14 protein-coding genes are annotated in these 15,129 nt (G+C 56.0%); 7 read left to right on the top strand and 7 right to left on the bottom strand.

The window, feature by feature from the left end; translation table 11 throughout:
* Positions 1–29: 29 nt before the first annotated feature.
* On the top strand, positions 30–1,010 hold the full coding sequence (ygfZ, locus tag F3J30_RS13290; RefSeq protein WP_166717544.1) for a tRNA-modifying protein YgfZ: 981 nt from the start codon (positions 30–32) through the stop codon (positions 1,008–1,010).
* A gap of 54 nt (positions 1,011–1,064) precedes the next feature.
* On the opposite strand, the gene F3J30_RS13285 is transcribed toward ygfZ, so the two are convergent.
* Together F3J30_RS13285 and yqfB are read right to left on the bottom strand one after the other, a co-directional pair.
* The gene (locus F3J30_RS13285; RefSeq protein WP_014071656.1) at positions 1,065–1,724 is read right to left on the bottom strand and encodes a hemolysin III family protein; all 660 of its coding nucleotides are present in this window, start codon (positions 1,722–1,724) and stop codon (positions 1,065–1,067) included.
* 165 nt (positions 1,725–1,889) lie between these two features.
* A complete protein-coding gene (gene yqfB / locus F3J30_RS13280) occupies positions 1,890–2,201 on the bottom strand; it encodes a N(4)-acetylcytidine aminohydrolase (protein WP_166717543.1) in 312 nt (103 codons plus the stop codon).
* Between the two features lie 52 nt (positions 2,202–2,253).
* Here yqfB and F3J30_RS13275 point away from each other — a divergent pair, with 52 nt between their 5' ends.
* The 6 genes from F3J30_RS13275 to F3J30_RS13250 all read left to right on the top strand — a co-directional run bounded on the left by F3J30_RS13275 (position 2,254) and on the right by F3J30_RS13250 (position 8,172).
* Positions 2,254–2,985 (top strand): MurR/RpiR family transcriptional regulator, encoded by a 732-nt coding sequence (locus tag F3J30_RS13275; protein ID WP_014071659.1) that lies wholly within the window; start codon positions 2,254–2,256, stop codon positions 2,983–2,985.
* Positions 2,986–3,101: 116 nt separating this feature from the next.
* Positions 3,102–4,535 (top strand): 6-phospho-beta-glucosidase, encoded by a 1,434-nt coding sequence (locus tag F3J30_RS13270; RefSeq protein WP_166717542.1) that lies wholly within the window; start codon positions 3,102–3,104, stop codon positions 4,533–4,535.
* Between the two features lie 125 nt (positions 4,536–4,660).
* Entirely contained in the window at positions 4,661–5,020 is a 360-nt protein-coding gene (locus F3J30_RS13265; RefSeq protein ID WP_166717541.1) for a copper resistance protein, read from the top strand.
* A gap of 48 nt (positions 5,021–5,068) precedes the next feature.
* Complete coding sequence (locus F3J30_RS13260; RefSeq protein WP_166717540.1) at positions 5,069–7,078, top strand: protein-disulfide reductase DsbD domain-containing protein; 2,010 nt, start codon at positions 5,069–5,071, stop codon at positions 7,076–7,078.
* 1 nt (position 7,079) lies between these two features.
* On the top strand, positions 7,080–7,682 hold the full coding sequence (locus F3J30_RS13255) for a DsbA family protein (protein WP_166717539.1): 603 nt from the start codon (positions 7,080–7,082) through the stop codon (positions 7,680–7,682).
* Positions 7,672–8,172, top strand: a complete 501-nt coding sequence (locus F3J30_RS13250) for a protein disulfide oxidoreductase (RefSeq protein ID WP_166717538.1) — start codon at positions 7,672–7,674, stop codon at positions 8,170–8,172. The genes F3J30_RS13255 and F3J30_RS13250 overlap by 11 nt, the downstream gene beginning before the upstream one ends.
* A gap of 3 nt (positions 8,173–8,175) precedes the next feature.
* Here the strand turns inward: F3J30_RS13250 and F3J30_RS13245 are convergent, their stop codons facing one another.
* From F3J30_RS13245 to ubiI, 5 genes are all read right to left on the bottom strand, one after another.
* The gene (locus F3J30_RS13245) at positions 8,176–8,919 is read right to left on the bottom strand and encodes an SDR family oxidoreductase (protein ID WP_014071665.1); all 744 of its coding nucleotides are present in this window, start codon (positions 8,917–8,919) and stop codon (positions 8,176–8,178) included.
* Between the two features lie 69 nt (positions 8,920–8,988).
* The gene (gene gcvP / locus F3J30_RS13240; RefSeq protein ID WP_166717537.1) at positions 8,989–11,862 is read right to left on the bottom strand and encodes an aminomethyl-transferring glycine dehydrogenase; all 2,874 of its coding nucleotides are present in this window, start codon (positions 11,860–11,862) and stop codon (positions 8,989–8,991) included.
* Positions 11,863–11,988: 126 nt separating this feature from the next.
* A complete protein-coding gene (gcvH, locus tag F3J30_RS13235) occupies positions 11,989–12,378 on the bottom strand; it encodes a glycine cleavage system protein GcvH (protein ID WP_166717536.1) in 390 nt (129 codons plus the stop codon).
* 23 nt (positions 12,379–12,401) lie between these two features.
* Positions 12,402–13,496 (bottom strand): glycine cleavage system aminomethyltransferase GcvT, encoded by a 1,095-nt coding sequence (gene gcvT / locus F3J30_RS13230; RefSeq protein ID WP_166717535.1) that lies wholly within the window; start codon positions 13,494–13,496, stop codon positions 12,402–12,404.
* A 429-nt stretch (positions 13,497–13,925) separates the two neighbouring features.
* Complete coding sequence (ubiI, locus tag F3J30_RS13225) at positions 13,926–15,128, bottom strand: FAD-dependent 2-octaprenylphenol hydroxylase (protein WP_166717534.1); 1,203 nt, start codon at positions 15,126–15,128, stop codon at positions 13,926–13,928.
* Position 15,129: the final 1 nt, after the last annotated feature.

Genomic DNA, 15,129 nt, shown 5'->3' with positions numbered 1-15,129 from the left:
CAAAGCGTTAAGCAATTCAGGATATCACTATGGCTTTTACTCCATTTTCTCCTCGCCAGCCCGTCGCCTCTGCGCGTCTGCCGCTGACGCTTATTACCCTTGATGACTGGGCGCTGGCAACACTGACCGGTGCCGACAGCGAGAAATATTTGCAGGGTCAGGTCACTGCTGACGTCAGCCAGATGACGGAACACCAGCATTTACTGGCTGCGCACTGCGACCCGAAAGGCAAAATGTGGAGCAACCTGCGTCTGTTCCGTCGCCAGGGCGGGTTCGCGCTTATCGAGCGCCGCAGCCTGCGCGATGCCCAACTGACCGAACTGAAAAAATACGCGGTCTTTTCTAAGGTCACCATCGCGCCTGACGATGAGCATGTCCTGCTTGGCGTTGCCGGGTTCCAGGCACGCGCGGCCCTGAAAAATCTGTTCAGCGAACTGCCGGATGCCGAAACACAGCTGGTGCACGACGGTGCAACCTCAATCCTGTGGTTTGAACACCCGACGGAGCGTTTCCTGCTGGTGACCGACGTCGCCACCGCTGAACGCGTCACCGACGCCTTGCGTGGTGAAGCTCAGTTAAATAATAGCCAACAGTGGCTGGCACTCAACATTGAAGCGGGGCTGCCGATCATTGACGCGGCAAACAGCGCGCAATTTATCCCGCAGGCTACTAACCTACAGGCGCTGGGGGGCATTAGCTTTAAGAAAGGTTGCTACACCGGCCAGGAAATGGTCGCGCGCGCAAAATTCCGCGGTGCGAATAAACGCGCGCTGTGGACGCTGGCAGGCCACGCCAGCCGCGTGCCGGAAGCCGGTGAAGATCTGGAGCTGAAAATGGGTGAAAACTGGCGCCGTACCGGCACGGTTTTAGCCGCAGTACAGCTGGACGATGGCCGCGTGCTGGTGCAGGCGGTCATGAATAACGACATGGAGCCAGACAGCGTGTTCCGCGTGCGTGACGATGCCAAAACCCTGAGCATTGAGCCACTGCCGTATTCGCTGGAAGAGTGATGATTACCCGCCCTCTCCCTGTGGGAGAGGGCATCAGACCGCACGGTGCAAAAACTACACCTGCCCCACGTACAAATAAATCGCCAGGAAGTGACACACGCTGCCGCCCAGTACGAAGCCGTGCCAGATAGCATGGTTGTATGGAATACGCTTACAGACGTAGAAAATCACGCCCAGTGAATAGACCACGCCGCCAACGGCCAGCAAGGTTACCCCACCCGCCGCAAGCTTGATTGCCAGCTGATACACCACAATCAGCGATAGCCATCCCATCGTCAGATACGTCACCAGCGACAACACCTTAAACCGGTGCGCAATGGTCAGCTTAAACAGAATACCCAGCAGTGCCAGGCTCCAGATAACAATCATCAGGCCACGCGACAGCGGCGAATTTAACCCCACCAGCAGAAACGGCGTGTAGGTGCCTGCAATAAGAAGATAGATAGCGCAGTGGTCAAATTTCTTGAGCCAGATCTTGGCCCGCTGATGCGGAATAGCGTGGTACAGCGTCGATGCCAGAAACAGCAGGATCATGCTCCCGCCGTACAGGCTGTAGCTGGTAATCGCCATGGCGCTGGCGTTGGTATCCGCCGCCTGCACCAGCAGTAACACTAAACCGACAATCCCAAATACCAGGCCAATGCCGTGGCTAATACTATTGGCTATTTCCTCAGCCAGCGAATATCCCTGTGCGATTAATGGCTTGCTCACCATAAGTAACTCCGGGAAAACAAAAGATGATTATTCATCGCCTGACTATGCTAACTGAGAATGATTCCAGTGAACACCTGTTAGCTAAAATAAAGTTAACTCTCAATTTTTCAATTTACAATCATAGGGTTACAAAAATATTTCAGCTAACAAATGTGTTTGTTTACATTAAAGACATTTAAAATCAATCACATAAAACTGGGTCTGCCCCGGATAGATTTCAGCGATCACACTTCTCAGCGTCCCCACCGTCATGTTTTCCTGCTCAGCATGTTTTTCCGTCAGCGTATCCAGCGTGACGGTCGACGTGCCCGTCACCTCGATGGTGCAAAAATAGCCGTCATCTTCATAACGCCCAACACGCAGGATATCGCCGGTTTTAAAATGGGATTCACTTTCGTCACGAATGGTGATGGTTTTACGCCCGGCCAGAATGTCATCCTGAAAGCGCTGAAAAAAAGTGATGTCGTTTGGCTGCATGTTATTATTCCCTGAAGATAAAGTCTGATGAGTGAGTGTAGCCACTGTGAGCATGTTCTCCCATTCCGCCGTTGCCAGTCTCAACAATCTGGAGATGATGGTCTACAACTATGTCATTAAAAATCGTGACAAAGTGATGTACATGACCATCCGTGAACTGGCGGATGCAGCGGGGGTTTCGACCACCACTATCCTGCGATTTTGCCGCAAGCTCAGTTGCGAAGGCTACTCCGAATTCCGCGTGCGCTTTAAACTCTATTTAGAGCAGAACGAACCCCAGCAGGCAAATTTCGGTGCCAGCGAAATTATTAGCTTCTTTAAAAGCGTTAATAATGAAGAGTTCGATGCGTTATTAGATGATGCCGTTGATATTATATTATCCTCTGAACGCATTATATTTGTCGGCGCTGGCACATCAGGATCGCTTGCAAAATATGGTGCACGTTTTTTCTCGAATATCGGAAAATTCAGCAACCATATCGATGATCCTTATTTCCCGGTAACCAACGACATGGCCAAAAATGCGCTGGCGATCGTGCTTTCCGTTTCGGGAGAAACAGAAGAGATCCTGCGCTTCGCCAGCCAGTTCAGCCTTCACCACTGCAAGGTGCTGTCGATTACCAGCCACGAGCACTCCCGGCTGGCAAAGCTGGCGGACTTTAATCTCTCCTGGCATGTTCCGCAAACGCGTATTGCCGGCGTTTACGATATTACAACGCAAATTCCCGTCATCTATATTCTGGAATCGCTGGGGCGTAAACTGGCGAAGAAATTAACAGAATAAAACACCCTGTTTTTTCGATGTGACAAATCACATTTTCTGAGAATTGTTATATCGTGACATTTAATTCCGCTTTGCTAGACTCGAACGCATTAAGTCATAAATTGAGAATAGCAAAGATGAAAAAACTCACCTTACCAAAAGATTTTTTATGGGGTGGCGCAGTTGCGGCACACCAGGTTGAAGGCGGCTGGAACAAAGGCGGTAAAGGGCCAAGCATTTGTGACGTGCTGACTGGCGGCGCCCACGGCGTACCGCGCGAAATCACCCAGCAAGTGGAGCCAGGCAAATACTACCCAAACCACGAAGCTATCGACTTCCATGGCCACTACAAAGAAGACATCAAGCTGTTTGCTGAGATGGGCTTCAAATGTTTCCGCACCTCTATCGCCTGGACCCGCATCTTCCCGAAAGGTGACGAAACGCTGCCAAATGAAGAAGGGCTGAAGTTCTACGATGACATGTTCGACGAACTGCTGAAATACAATATCGAGCCGGTGATCACCCTCTCCCACTTCGAAATGCCGCTGCACCTGGTGCAGGAATACGGCGGCTGGACCAACCGTAAAGTGGTGGATTTCTTTGTACGCTTCTCCGAAGTGGTCTTCGAGCGCTACAAAAACAAGGTCAAATACTGGATGACCTTCAATGAAATCAACAACCAGCGTAACTGGCGCGCGCCGCTGTTCGGCTACTGCTGCTCTGGCGTGGTCTATACCGAACACGACAACCCGGAAGAAACCATGTACCAGGTGCTGCACCACCAGTTCGTGGCCAGCGCTCTGGCGGTGAAAGCGGCACGCCGTATTAACCCGGAAATGAAAGTCGGCTGTATGCTGGCGATGGTTGCGCTCTATCCGTTCTCCTGCAAACCAGAGGATGTAATGTTTGCCCAAGAATCCATGCGCGAGCGCTATGTCTTTACCGACATGCAGTTGCGTGGTTACTACCCGTCTTACGTGCTGAACGAGTGGGAACGCCGTGGTTTCTCCATCAAAATGGAAGCGGGCGACGAACAGATCCTGCGTGACGGAACCTGTGACTATTTAGGTTTCAGCTACTACATGACCAACGCCGTGAAAGCGGAAGGCGGTACCGGCGATGCTATTTCCGGCTTCGAAGGCAGCGTGCCGAACCCGCACGTGAAAGCATCTGACTGGGGCTGGCAGATTGACCCGGTAGGTCTGCGTTATTCCCTGTGTGAGCTGTACGAGCGTTATCAGAAGCCGCTGTTTATCGTTGAAAACGGCTTTGGCGCATACGACAAAGTGGAAGAAGACGGCAGCATCAACGATGACTACCGCATCGACTATCTGCGTGCTCACGTGGAAGAGATGATGAAAGCGGTCACTTATGATGGCGTGGATCTGATGGGCTACACCCCGTGGGGCTGCATCGACTGTGTATCATTCACCACCGGCCAGTACAGCAAACGCTACGGCTTTATCTACGTGAACAAACACGACGACGGCACCGGCGACATGTCCCGATCCCGCAAAAAGAGCTTCGAGTGGTACAAAGGCGTGATCGCCAGCAACGGCGAACAGCTGTGATCCTTCGCCCTCTCCTCCCGCAGGAGAGGGTAAACCACTTATCTTCCAGACACTTCTTTACAGCTTTCGCGTTGCCAAAAAACCTGCGCCCTATAAGATAAGCCTCGTGAATATTTGAGGCGAACATGATCAAGCGACAACGCAAAGCAATTCTGCTTGTAGCCCTGGCCTGTCTGGTGGTGTTGGTATGCACCGCCCAGCGGATGGCCGGGATGCACGCGCTTGTCATGAATGCCACCGCCTCATCCCAGTCCGTTCAGCAGGGTCAGGAGAGCAGCGACGCGCCGGTGACGCCGTGCGAACTCAGCGCAAAATCACTGATGGCGGTGCCGCCTGTGCTGTTTGAAAGCGCACTGTTCGCCGTTACCCTTTTGCTGGCGCTGCTGGCAGCGATTCCACCGTGCCGCGAACGTCTGTGGCCTCCCCGCGTTATCTCCCCACCCCGATTGCGGGTGCATCTGCGATTATGCGTCTTCCGTGAATGAGCATTCGCCTGACACCTCAGGTTAATTCATCATTTACGGAGAAAATTTATGTTTACTGTATTCAGGCGACTGCTGGTCTGCCTGCTTTGGCTATGGCTACCCCTCAGCCAGGCCGCCGACACGGGCTGGCTGCGCGCCGCCGATAATCAACACGCCAGCGTCAGGCTGCGTGCCCAAACTGAAAACAGTGGCGAAACCCGCCTGCTGCTGGACGTTGCCTTACAGAAAGGCTGGAAGACCTATTGGCGATCGCCGGGAGAAGGCGGGATTGCCCCGGCGATAACCTGGCATCAACCGCTGGAGGCGCTGTGGCGCTGGCCAACGCCCGAGCGTTTCGACGTAGCGGGTATCACCACGCAGGGATATCACGGCGACGTCAGCTTCCCCATCACCCTGCGCGGCAACGTGCCCGAACGCCTTAGCGGAGTGCTGACGCTGTCCACCTGTAGCAACGTCTGTATTCTGACCGACTACCCGTTCTCACTGGATTTGACGGCCTCTACAGGCGGTGGCTTTGATTATGATTTCAACCGGGCGATGGGCACGCTACCGCTCAGCAGTGGATTGACGTCTGCGCTTAGCGTTCGCTACGCCTCCGGCAAGCTGACGGTGACCGCACAACGCGACGCGGGCTGGCAGCAGCCATCGCTATTTATCGACAGCATGGACGATATCGATTTCGGCAAGCCGAGCTTCTCCGTGCGCGACGGCACGCTCACGGCCACCTTGCCAGTGTCCGACAGTTGGGGCGAGACGGCACCGGATCTCAGCGGCAAAACCCTGTCTCTGGTGCTGGCCGATAGCGGTCAGGCGCAGGAGTCCAGCCTGCTTATCGGGCAAGGCAGCTCAGCGCCAGCCCCTGCCTTAGGCTGGGTATTGATGATGGCGCTGGTGGGTGGGTTAATCCTCAACGTGATGCCCTGCGTACTGCCCGTGCTGGCAATGAAGCTGGGCACGCTGATGCAAACCGAACATCAGGCGCGTGGTCAGGTACGCAGGCAGTTTCTGGCTTCGGTGTGCGGGATAGTCATTTCATTCCTCGCGCTGGCGCTGATGATGACCGTGTTACGTTTGGGCAATCAGGCGCTCGGCTGGGGCATCCAGTTCCAGAATCCATGGTTTATCACTGCGATGGCGCTGGTGATGGTGCTGTTCAGCGCCAGCCTGCTGGGGTTATTTGAGATCCGGCTTCCCTCTTCTGCCAGCACCTTCCTCGCCACACGCGGCGGCAATGGGCTGGCGGGCCATTTCTGGCAAGGCGCTTTTGCCACCCTGCTGGCGACGCCGTGTACCGCGCCGTTTCTCGGTACTGCCGTGTCGGTGGCGCTGGCGGCACCGCTCCCGCTGCTGTGGGGCATTTTCCTGGCGATGGGGATCGGAATGAGCCTGCCCTGGCTATTTGTCGTCGCCTGGCCGGGGCTGGCGCAGCGGCTGCCGCGCCCCGGTCGCTGGATGAATGTCGTACGGGTCGTGCTTGGCCTGATGATGCTCGGTTCGGCGTTGTGGCTGCTGAGCCTGCTGGGAGTGCACATCGGCACCCTGCCCGTCATCACGCTGGGTGTGGTGCTGATCCTCATTCTGCTGCTGGTGACGGCCTGGCGCTACCGCTGGCAAACGGCACTGCGCGCCGGAGCGTTAGCCGTTGTGGTTGCGGGTGCTGTCGCGTTTGTGAGCGGCGCCGGAGGAGAAAACTCCCGTCGCGATCGGGTGAACTGGCAGCCGCTTAGCGAACAGGCTATTGCCCGCGCACTGGCCGAGAACAAGCGCGTCTTCGTCGACGTCACCGCCGACTGGTGCGTGACCTGTAAAGCCAATAAATACAACGTGCTGCTTCGCGACGAGGTGCAGGACGCGCTTTCAGCGCCGGATATCGTCGCCCTGCGCGGAGACTGGAGTCGCCCCTCCGCCAGCATTAGCCAGTTCTTAACCACGCGCGGCAGCGCCGCCGTGCCGTTTAACCAGATTTACGGACCGGGACTGCCGCAGGGCCACGTGCTGCCTGCGCTATTGAGCCGCGAAGCGGTGTTAACCACCCTGTCCGATGCGAAAGGAAAATAACATGAGAGCTTTTGTTGCTTTACTGCTGCTGTCTTTATCAACGCTCAGCGTTGCGGCGCCATCCGAACAATCTTCTGATGACCAGCTGGCAGAACTGCTGTTTAACGACCCCTACAGCCCGCGAACCGGTGCCAAAGAGCCAAAACTGACCATTGTATCGTTCACTGACTACAACTGTCCTTACTGCAAGCAGTTCGACCCCATGCTGGAGAAAATCGTGCGCGATAATCCTGACGTGCAGCTGATCATTAAGCTGCTGCCGTTCAAGGGACAAAGCTCGGTGAATGCCGCTAAAGCGGCGCTCTCAGTATGGCGTCAGCAGCCCGATACGTTCTGGCCGCTGCACCAGCGTTTGATGATGAAAAAGGGCTATCACGATGATGCCAGCATCGCGGCGGCACGGGTGAAGACCGGCACGGACAACATCACGACGGATGAAAAAACCATGGACTCGCTGAAAATGAACCTGATTTTGTCGCAGGTGCTGAATATCCAGGGCACTCCGGCGACGATTATCGGCGACCAAATGGTTGCGGGTGCGATCCCCTATGACGATCTGGAGGAGCTGGTGAAAGCGCAGATGGCATCTGCCCGTGGCAAGTAAACTCACGCGCCTGCTGCGCGAGCTCGTTCTGTGGCTGTCGATTGGCGTTGCCGTGAGCATCGCGGTGGACTATTTCCGCCAGCCTGCGCTACCGCAGAATTTCTCCGCGACGGCGCTGCAAACCCTCGACGGTGAGCCCGTTGATCTTGCCGCCATGAGCAAGGAGCGGCCGCTGCTGGTCTACGTCTGGGCGACCTGGTGCGGCGTGTGTCGTTACACCACACCCGCGGTGGCGACGCTTGCCGCAGAGGGTGGTAACGTAATGTCCGTTGCGCTGCGCTCTGGCGATAACGCCATGCTGGAAAAGTGGCTTGCGAAGAAGAAGATGACGCTGCCGACGGTCAATGACGCCAGCGGAGAGCTGGCGCGTCAGTGGGACGTTCAGGTAACGCCGACGCTGGTGGTCATTTCTCACGGTGAGGTGAAGTCGATCACCACCGGCTGGACCAGCAGCTGGGGCATACGCCTGCGGCTGTGGCTGGCGTCGTAGGTTTTACTTTCCGCCAGCAAGCTCGAGGAAACTGCCGGTCACATAGGAAGCTTTGTCGCTCAGCAGCCAGGCAATGGCCTGAGCGACTTCCTCCGGCTGACCGCCGCGCTGCATTGGCAGCAGAGACTTGACCCTATCCACACGCCCCGGCTCGCCGCCGGAGGCGTGAATATCGGTGTAAATCAGCCCGGGACGCACGCAGTTGACGCGAATGCCCTGTGCGGCCACCTCCAGCGCTAAGCCGGTGGTCAGTGAATCCACCGCCCCTTTCGATGCGGCATAGTCCACATATTCCCCCGGCGCACCTAAGCGCGACGCCGCCGAAGAGACATTCACAATGGCCCCTCCCTGGCCGCCATGCTTATGCGACATGCGTTTCACCGCTTCGCGGCAACAGAGAAAATAGCCCGTCACATTGGTGGCCAGCACACGGTTGATACGCTCGGCAGACAGGTTTTCAATGGTGGATTGTTCAAACAGGATCCCGGCGTTGTTTACCAGCGCGGTCAGCGGCTCGCCTTCCCGGTCAAGGCTTTCAAACATCGCCAGTACCTGCGCTTCATCGCTGATATCCGCACGCACGGCAAAAGCTTTCCCGCCCGCATCAACAATCGTTCTGATGACATCCGTTGCCGCCTTGATGTTGCGGTGATAGTTCACCGCAACGGTATAACCTTCGCCTGCCAGCTGTAGCGCGGTGGCTTTACCAATTCCGCGGCTGGCGCCGGTCACAAGTGCAATAGCCATTCACAATCTCCAGATAAAAAAAAACCGGGTGGCGCTAGCGCTTACCCGGCCTACAGTATGGCAAAGAAATTACTGGTATTCGCTCATCGGCACACAGGAGCAGAACAGATTACGGTCACCGTAAACGTCATCAAGACGTTTCACGGTCGGCCAGTATTTGTTCGCCACGCCTGCCGGGAAGACCGCCAGCTCACGGGTATAGCTGTGGTTCCACTCGGCCACCAGCTCGTGCTGGGTGTGCGGTGCGTTAACCAGCGGGTTATCTTCCAGCGTCCATTCGCCGTCCAGCACGCGATCGATCTCTATGCGGATCGCCAGCATCGCATCAATAAAGCGGTCCAGCTCGGCTTTGCTCTCAGATTCCGTTGGCTCTACCATCAGCGTACCCGCTACCGGGAACGACATGGTTGGGGCGTGGAATCCGTAGTCGATCAGACGTTTGGCGATATCCAGTTCGCTGATGCCGCTCTGCTCTTTCAGCGGACGAATATCCAGAATACACTCGTGCGCCACGCGACCATCACGGCCGGTATAGAGCACCGGGAAGGCAGACTTCAGGCGAGTCGCAATGTAGTTGGCATTCAGAATTGCCACCTGACTTGCCTGCTTCAGCCCTTCCGCACCCATCATGCGGATATACATCCAGCTGATAGGCAGGATAGATGCGCTACCAAACGGTGCCGCAGATACCGCGCCCTGACGGGTCAGCATCCCTTCGATTTGCACGACGCTGTGGCCCGGAACAAACGGTGCCAGGTGCGCTTTCACACCGATTGGGCCCATACCTGGGCCGCCACCGCCGTGTGGAATGCAGAAGGTTTTGTGCAGGTTCAGGTGCGACACATCCGCGCCGATAAAGCCCGGAGAGGTAATGCCGACCTGAGCGTTCATGTTGGCGCCATCGAGGTATACCTGGCCACCAAACTGATGCACTACTTCGCACACTTCACGGATAGTCTCTTCGTACACGCCGTGGGTGGACGGGTAAGTCACCATGATGCAGGAGAGCTTATCGCCCGCCTGCTCGGCTTTTGCACGCAGGTCGGCCAGGTCGATATTACCGTTCTTATCGCAAGCCACAACAACCACTTCCATCCCTGCCATCTGTGCAGATGCCGGGTTAGTACCGTGGGCAGAGCTTGGGATCAGGCAGATATCGCGATGCCCTTCATTGCGGCTTTCGTGATAGTGGCGGATCGCCAGCAGACCGGCATATTCACCCTGAGCACCGGAGTTTGGCTGCATACAGAGTGCATCGTAACCGGTCAGTTTCACCAGCCAGTCTGAAAGCTGGTTGATCATCAGGTGATAACCTTCTGCCTGCTCTGGCGGGCAGAACGGGTGCAGCTCAGAGAACTCAGGCCAGGTGATTGGGATCATCTCGGCCGCGGCGTTCAGCTTCATGGTACAAGAGCCCAGCGGGATCATTGCCTGGTTGAGCGCCAGATCTTTGCGTTCCAGAGAGTGCATATAACGCATCATCTCGGTTTCGCTGTGATAGCGATTGAACACCGGGTGCGCCAGGATGGCATCGTCACGCAGCATGGTTGGCTGGATGGAGCGGCTGTCGTGCGCCACCTCTTTATCCAGTGAGTCAATGTCCAGGCCGTGAGCGTCACCCAGCAGCACATTAAACAGGTTCAGGATATCTTCACGCGCGGTGCTTTCATCCAGCGTAATGCCCACTGCGTTGTGAATATCGCTGCGCAGGTTAATTTCTGCCGCTTCGGCGCGTGCCAGCACGGCCGCTTTGTCTGCCACTTCAACACACAGGGTGTCAAAGTAGTGGGCGTGGCGCAGCTTGAGGCCTTTTTGTTGCAGGCCGCAGGCCAGAATATCCGCCAGACGGTGAATACGACCGGCAATGCGCTTCAGGCCAGCCGGGCCGTGGAAGACGGCATACAGGCTGGCGATGTTTGCCAGCAGAACCTGCGAGGTACAAATGTTGGAGTTCGCTTTCTCGCGGCGGATGTGCTGCTCACGAGTCTGCATCGCCATACGCAGTGCGGTGTTACCGGCAGCATCTTTCGATACCCCGATAATACGGCCAGGCATAGAGCGCTTGAATTCATCTTTCGCAGCGAAGAATGCCGCGTGCGGGCCGCCGTAGCCCATCGGTACGCCGAAGCGTTGTGCAGAGCCGAATACAATATCCGCACCCTGTTTGCCCGGCGCAGTCAGCAAGACCAGCGCCATAAAATCAGCGGCAACGCTCACTACCACTTTACGGGCTTTCAGCTCGGCAATCAGCGGGCTGTAGTCGTGAACTTCACCGGTGGTGCCTACCTGTTGCAGCAGCACGCCGAAGACATCCTGGTGATCCAGCACTTTGTCTGCATCATCAACAATCACGTCAAAACCGAAGGTTTCCGCACGGGTGCGTACCACGTCCAGTGTTTGCGGGTGAACATCTGCCGCCACGAAGAAGCGGTTGGCATTTTTCAGCTTGCTGACACGTTTGGCCATCGACATGGCTTCTGCCGCAGCGGTCGCTTCATCCAGCAGAGACGCGGAAGCGATATCCAGTCCAGTCAGATCCAGTGTGACCTGCTGGAAGTTCAGCAGCGCTTCCAGACGGCCCTGAGACACTTCTGGCTGATAAGGGGTGTAAGCGGTGTACCAGCCTGGGTTTTCCAGCATATTGCGCAGGATAACCGGCGGCAACTGCACGTTGGTATAGCCCATGCCAATGTAAGACTTGTAGCGCTTGTTCAGGCCGGCAATTGCCTTCAGCTCCGCCAGTGCGGCGAATTCTGTGGTGGCTTCCCCTACCTGCGGCGGTGTTGCAAGCTGGATGTCTTTTGGCACTATCTGGCCGATCAGTGCGTTTAATGAATCCGCGCCAACCGTGTTCAGCATCTCCTGCTGTTGCTGAGCATCCGGCCCAATGTGACGTTCAATAAAAGCGCCACGGTTTTCAAGCTGGCTTAAAGTCTGTGTCATGAGCGATGGTTCCTGAAACGTGCAGTGAATGTGTTTTCTCCCTCTCCCTTAGGGAGAGGGCTGGGGTGAGGGTGTCGTCTGTTCCCCTCACCCTACCCTCTCCCCAAGGGGGAGAGGGATAATGGCTTACTCGTCTTCTAACAGTGCTTCGTACGCGGTCGCGTCCAGCAGGGCGGCAACTTCCGCTTCGTCGCTGGCTTTAATTTTAAAGATCCAGCCGCCTTCATATGGCTCGCTGTTCACCAGCTCCGGGGAGTCGCTCAGTGCATCGTTCACGGCAACGATTTCGCCGCTGACGGGTGCATAGATGTCGGATGCCGCTTTAACAGACTCCGCAACTGCGCAATCATCGCCTGCGCCTACGGTCGCGCCCACTTCCGGCAGATCAACAAACACCATATCGCCCAGCAGTTCTTGCGCGTGCTCGGTGATCCCTACGGTGTAAGTGCCGTCCGCTTCTTTGCGCAGCCACTCATGTTCTTTGCTGTATTTCAGTTCTGCTGGCACATTGCTCATTGAATTTCTCCTGATAAAAATGATTAGGCGACCGGCTTACCGGCGCGAACAAAAATTGGTTTGGTCACGTTGACCGGCATTTCGCGGTTGCGGATTTGTACCACCGCCGTTTCGCCAATTCCCGCCGGTACACGTGCCAGTGCAATACTGTAGCCCAGAGTCGGAGAGAAGGTACCGCTGGTGATAATGCCTTCGAGGTGATTGCCGTTTGCATCGGTGAAACGCACTGGCAGTTCGCCGCGCAGCACGCCTTTTTCGGTCATCACCAGGCCCACCAGCTGTTCGGTGCCTTTTTCACGCTGGATTTCCAGCGCTTCACGACCAATGAATTCACGGTCAGCGGGTTCCCACGCAATGGTCCAGCCCATGTTGGCTGCCAGCGGAGACACGCTTTCATCCATTTCCTGCCCGTAGAGGTTCATCCCGGCTTCCAGACGCAGCGTATCGCGCGCGCCCAGGCCTGCCGGCTTAACGCCCGCATCTACCAACGCACGCCAGAAATCGGCGGCTTTCTCATTCGGCATAGCAATTTCGTAGCCCGCTTCACCGGTATAGCCGGTGGTCGCGATAAACAGATCGCCTGCCTGCACGCCGAAGAACGGCTTCATCCCTTCCGTTGCTTTGCGCTGTTCATCGCTGAACAGAGAAGCAGCTTTTGCCTGCGCGTTAGGTCCCTGAACGGCGATCAGCGACAGATCGTCACGAACAGTGATGTCGACAGAGAAAGGTTCAGCGTGTTGGGAAATCCAGGAGAGGTCTTTTTCGCGGGTGGCGGAGTTTACAACGAGGCGGAAGAAATCTTCAGTGAAGTAATAAACAATCAGGTCATCAATCACACCGCCGGACGCATTGAGCATCCCGGTGTAGAGCGCTTTGCCTGGGGTCTTCAGTTTTGCGACGTCATTTGCCAGCAGATAACGCAAAAACTCCCGGGTGCGGCTACCGCGCAGGTCGACAATGGTCATATGGGACACGTCGAACATGCCGGCATCGGTGCGCACCGCATGATGCTCATCAATCTGTGAGCCGTAGTGCAGCGGCATCATCCAGCCATGGAAATCCACCATGCGCGCGCCGCATAACACGTGTTGATCGTACAAAGGAGTCTGTTGAGCCATCTTTTCCTCGTTGAATAAGCAGGGCTATCTTGCGTTTCATGCGCCCAAAATCGCCACGAAACCCGGCGTCGGCATCACTTTACGGACGTCGACGCAAACGTTCTCTTTTACCTGAACTTACCACCGAAACCGGTGATTAACCATAAGGTAAAACGGGTCATCACATTAGCTTATGACCAAAAAACGCTAAAAAGCCTACAGAGTTATTCACTGGAAAAATGCGATTAAACCCGCACAAAATTAACATTGAACTAACAGGATTTAGCACATGGTGATATTTCATGCGGAAAAACGGGCCGAATTTCCGCAACATAAAAAACGTAAGATTAGATAATCTAATGCGAAAAATGGCGTGGAATTAGAATATTTCAAACGAGGGAATTTCCCCGGCGCAGAGGCCGGGAAAATAAAGTGTGACGGGTATCTAAGTTAGCGTAGCCAGTCCGGCAGATCGTTAAGACCCATTGCCTGACGCAGGAGTTGCGGTTTTACGCCCGGGAGAGTGTCGGCCAGTTTCAGGCCAATATCACGCAGCAGTTTTTTAGCCGGGTTTGCGCCAGCGAACAGCTCGCGGAAGCCCTGCATTCCTGCCAGCATCATTGCGGCACTGTGCTTGCGGCTACGCTCGTAGCGACGAAGGTATAAATGCTGACCAAAATCTTTGCCTTCACGGTGCAGACGGCGCAACTCATCAACCAGCTCTGCGGCATCCATAAAGCCCAGATTAACCCCCTGCCCGGCCAGCGGGTGAATGGTATGAGCCGCATCGCCTACCAGCGCCAGACGGTGCGCCGCGAACTGACGCGCATAGCGACCGGTAAGCGGGAAGACCTGTCGTTCGCTTTCAAGGGTGCACAGCCCCAGACGATTATCGAAATCAACGCACAGCGCCTGGTTAAACTCTTCAGGCGTAGCTTCCTGCATCTGTTGTGCTTTTTCAGGCACCAGCGACCAGACAATGGAGCACAGGTGCGGGTCGGCAAGCGGCAGGAATGCCAGGATACCGTCATTATGGAAAATTTGACGCGCCACGCCGCCGTGTGGCTCTTCGGTACGGATCGTGGCCACAAGCGCGTGATGGCGATAGTCCCAGAAGGTCAGCGGAATATCCGCTTTATTACGCAGCCAGGAGTTCGCGCCGTCGGCCCCCACCACCAGCCGCGCGGTGAGCATATCGCCACTTTGCAGGGTAAGGAATGCCTCATTTTCGCCCCAGGCTACCTGCTGGATTTGCGCCGGTGCCATCAGCGTGACATCACTACAGCTCTGGGCTTTTTGCCACAGCGCGTGGTGGATCACCGCATTCTCAATAATATGACCCAGATGGCTGTACCCCATGCTTTCGTCATCAAACGCAATGTGGCCAAAGCTGTCTTTGTCCCACACTTCCATTCCGTGATAGCAACTGGCGCGGTGCGCGACAATATCCGACCACACGCCCAGGTGAGTCAGCAGTTTTTCGCTGGCGGCATTGATGGCCGACACACGTAATTCTGGTGGCGCATCCTGTGCAACGGGCTGAGGCTGTTTTTGCTCAAGCACGGCCACACGCAGGCCGCTACCCTGTAAACCACAGGCCAGCGCCAGCCCGACCATTCCGCCGCCGACAATGGCGACATCAACATTCTGCACG

Origin of the sequence: Enterobacter sp. Tr-810 (assembly GCF_011752765.1) — a bacterium.
GTDB classification, from domain to species: Bacteria; Pseudomonadota; Gammaproteobacteria; order Enterobacterales; family Enterobacteriaceae; genus Enterobacter; species Enterobacter soli.
The sequence above is the reverse complement of the archived record's forward strand: the minus strand, read 5'-3'. Positions and strand labels throughout refer to the sequence as shown.

Coding starts and splice junctions, on each gene's coding strand:
- ygfZ (WP_166717544.1), top strand. CDS start 30: ATGGCTTTTACTCCATTTTCTCCTCGCCAGCCCGTCGCCTCTGCGCGT.
- F3J30_RS13285 (WP_014071656.1), bottom strand. CDS start 1,724: ATGGTGAGCAAGCCATTAATCGCACAGGGATATTCGCTGGCTGAGGAA.
- yqfB (WP_166717543.1), bottom strand. CDS start 2,201: ATGCAGCCAAACGACATCACTTTTTTTCAGCGCTTTCAGGATGACATT.
- F3J30_RS13275 (WP_014071659.1), top strand. CDS start 2,254: ATGTTCTCCCATTCCGCCGTTGCCAGTCTCAACAATCTGGAGATGATG.
- F3J30_RS13270 (WP_166717542.1), top strand. CDS start 3,102: ATGAAAAAACTCACCTTACCAAAAGATTTTTTATGGGGTGGCGCAGTT.
- F3J30_RS13265 (WP_166717541.1), top strand. CDS start 4,661: ATGATCAAGCGACAACGCAAAGCAATTCTGCTTGTAGCCCTGGCCTGT.
- F3J30_RS13260 (WP_166717540.1), top strand. CDS start 5,069: ATGTTTACTGTATTCAGGCGACTGCTGGTCTGCCTGCTTTGGCTATGG.
- F3J30_RS13255 (WP_166717539.1), top strand. CDS start 7,080: ATGAGAGCTTTTGTTGCTTTACTGCTGCTGTCTTTATCAACGCTCAGC.
- F3J30_RS13245 (WP_014071665.1), bottom strand. CDS start 8,919: ATGGCTATTGCACTTGTGACCGGCGCCAGCCGCGGAATTGGTAAAGCC.
- gcvP (WP_166717537.1), bottom strand. CDS start 11,862: ATGACACAGACTTTAAGCCAGCTTGAAAACCGTGGCGCTTTTATTGAA.
- gcvH (WP_166717536.1), bottom strand. CDS start 12,378: ATGAGCAATGTGCCAGCAGAACTGAAATACAGCAAAGAACATGAGTGG.
- gcvT (WP_166717535.1), bottom strand. CDS start 13,496: ATGGCTCAACAGACTCCTTTGTACGATCAACACGTGTTATGCGGCGCG.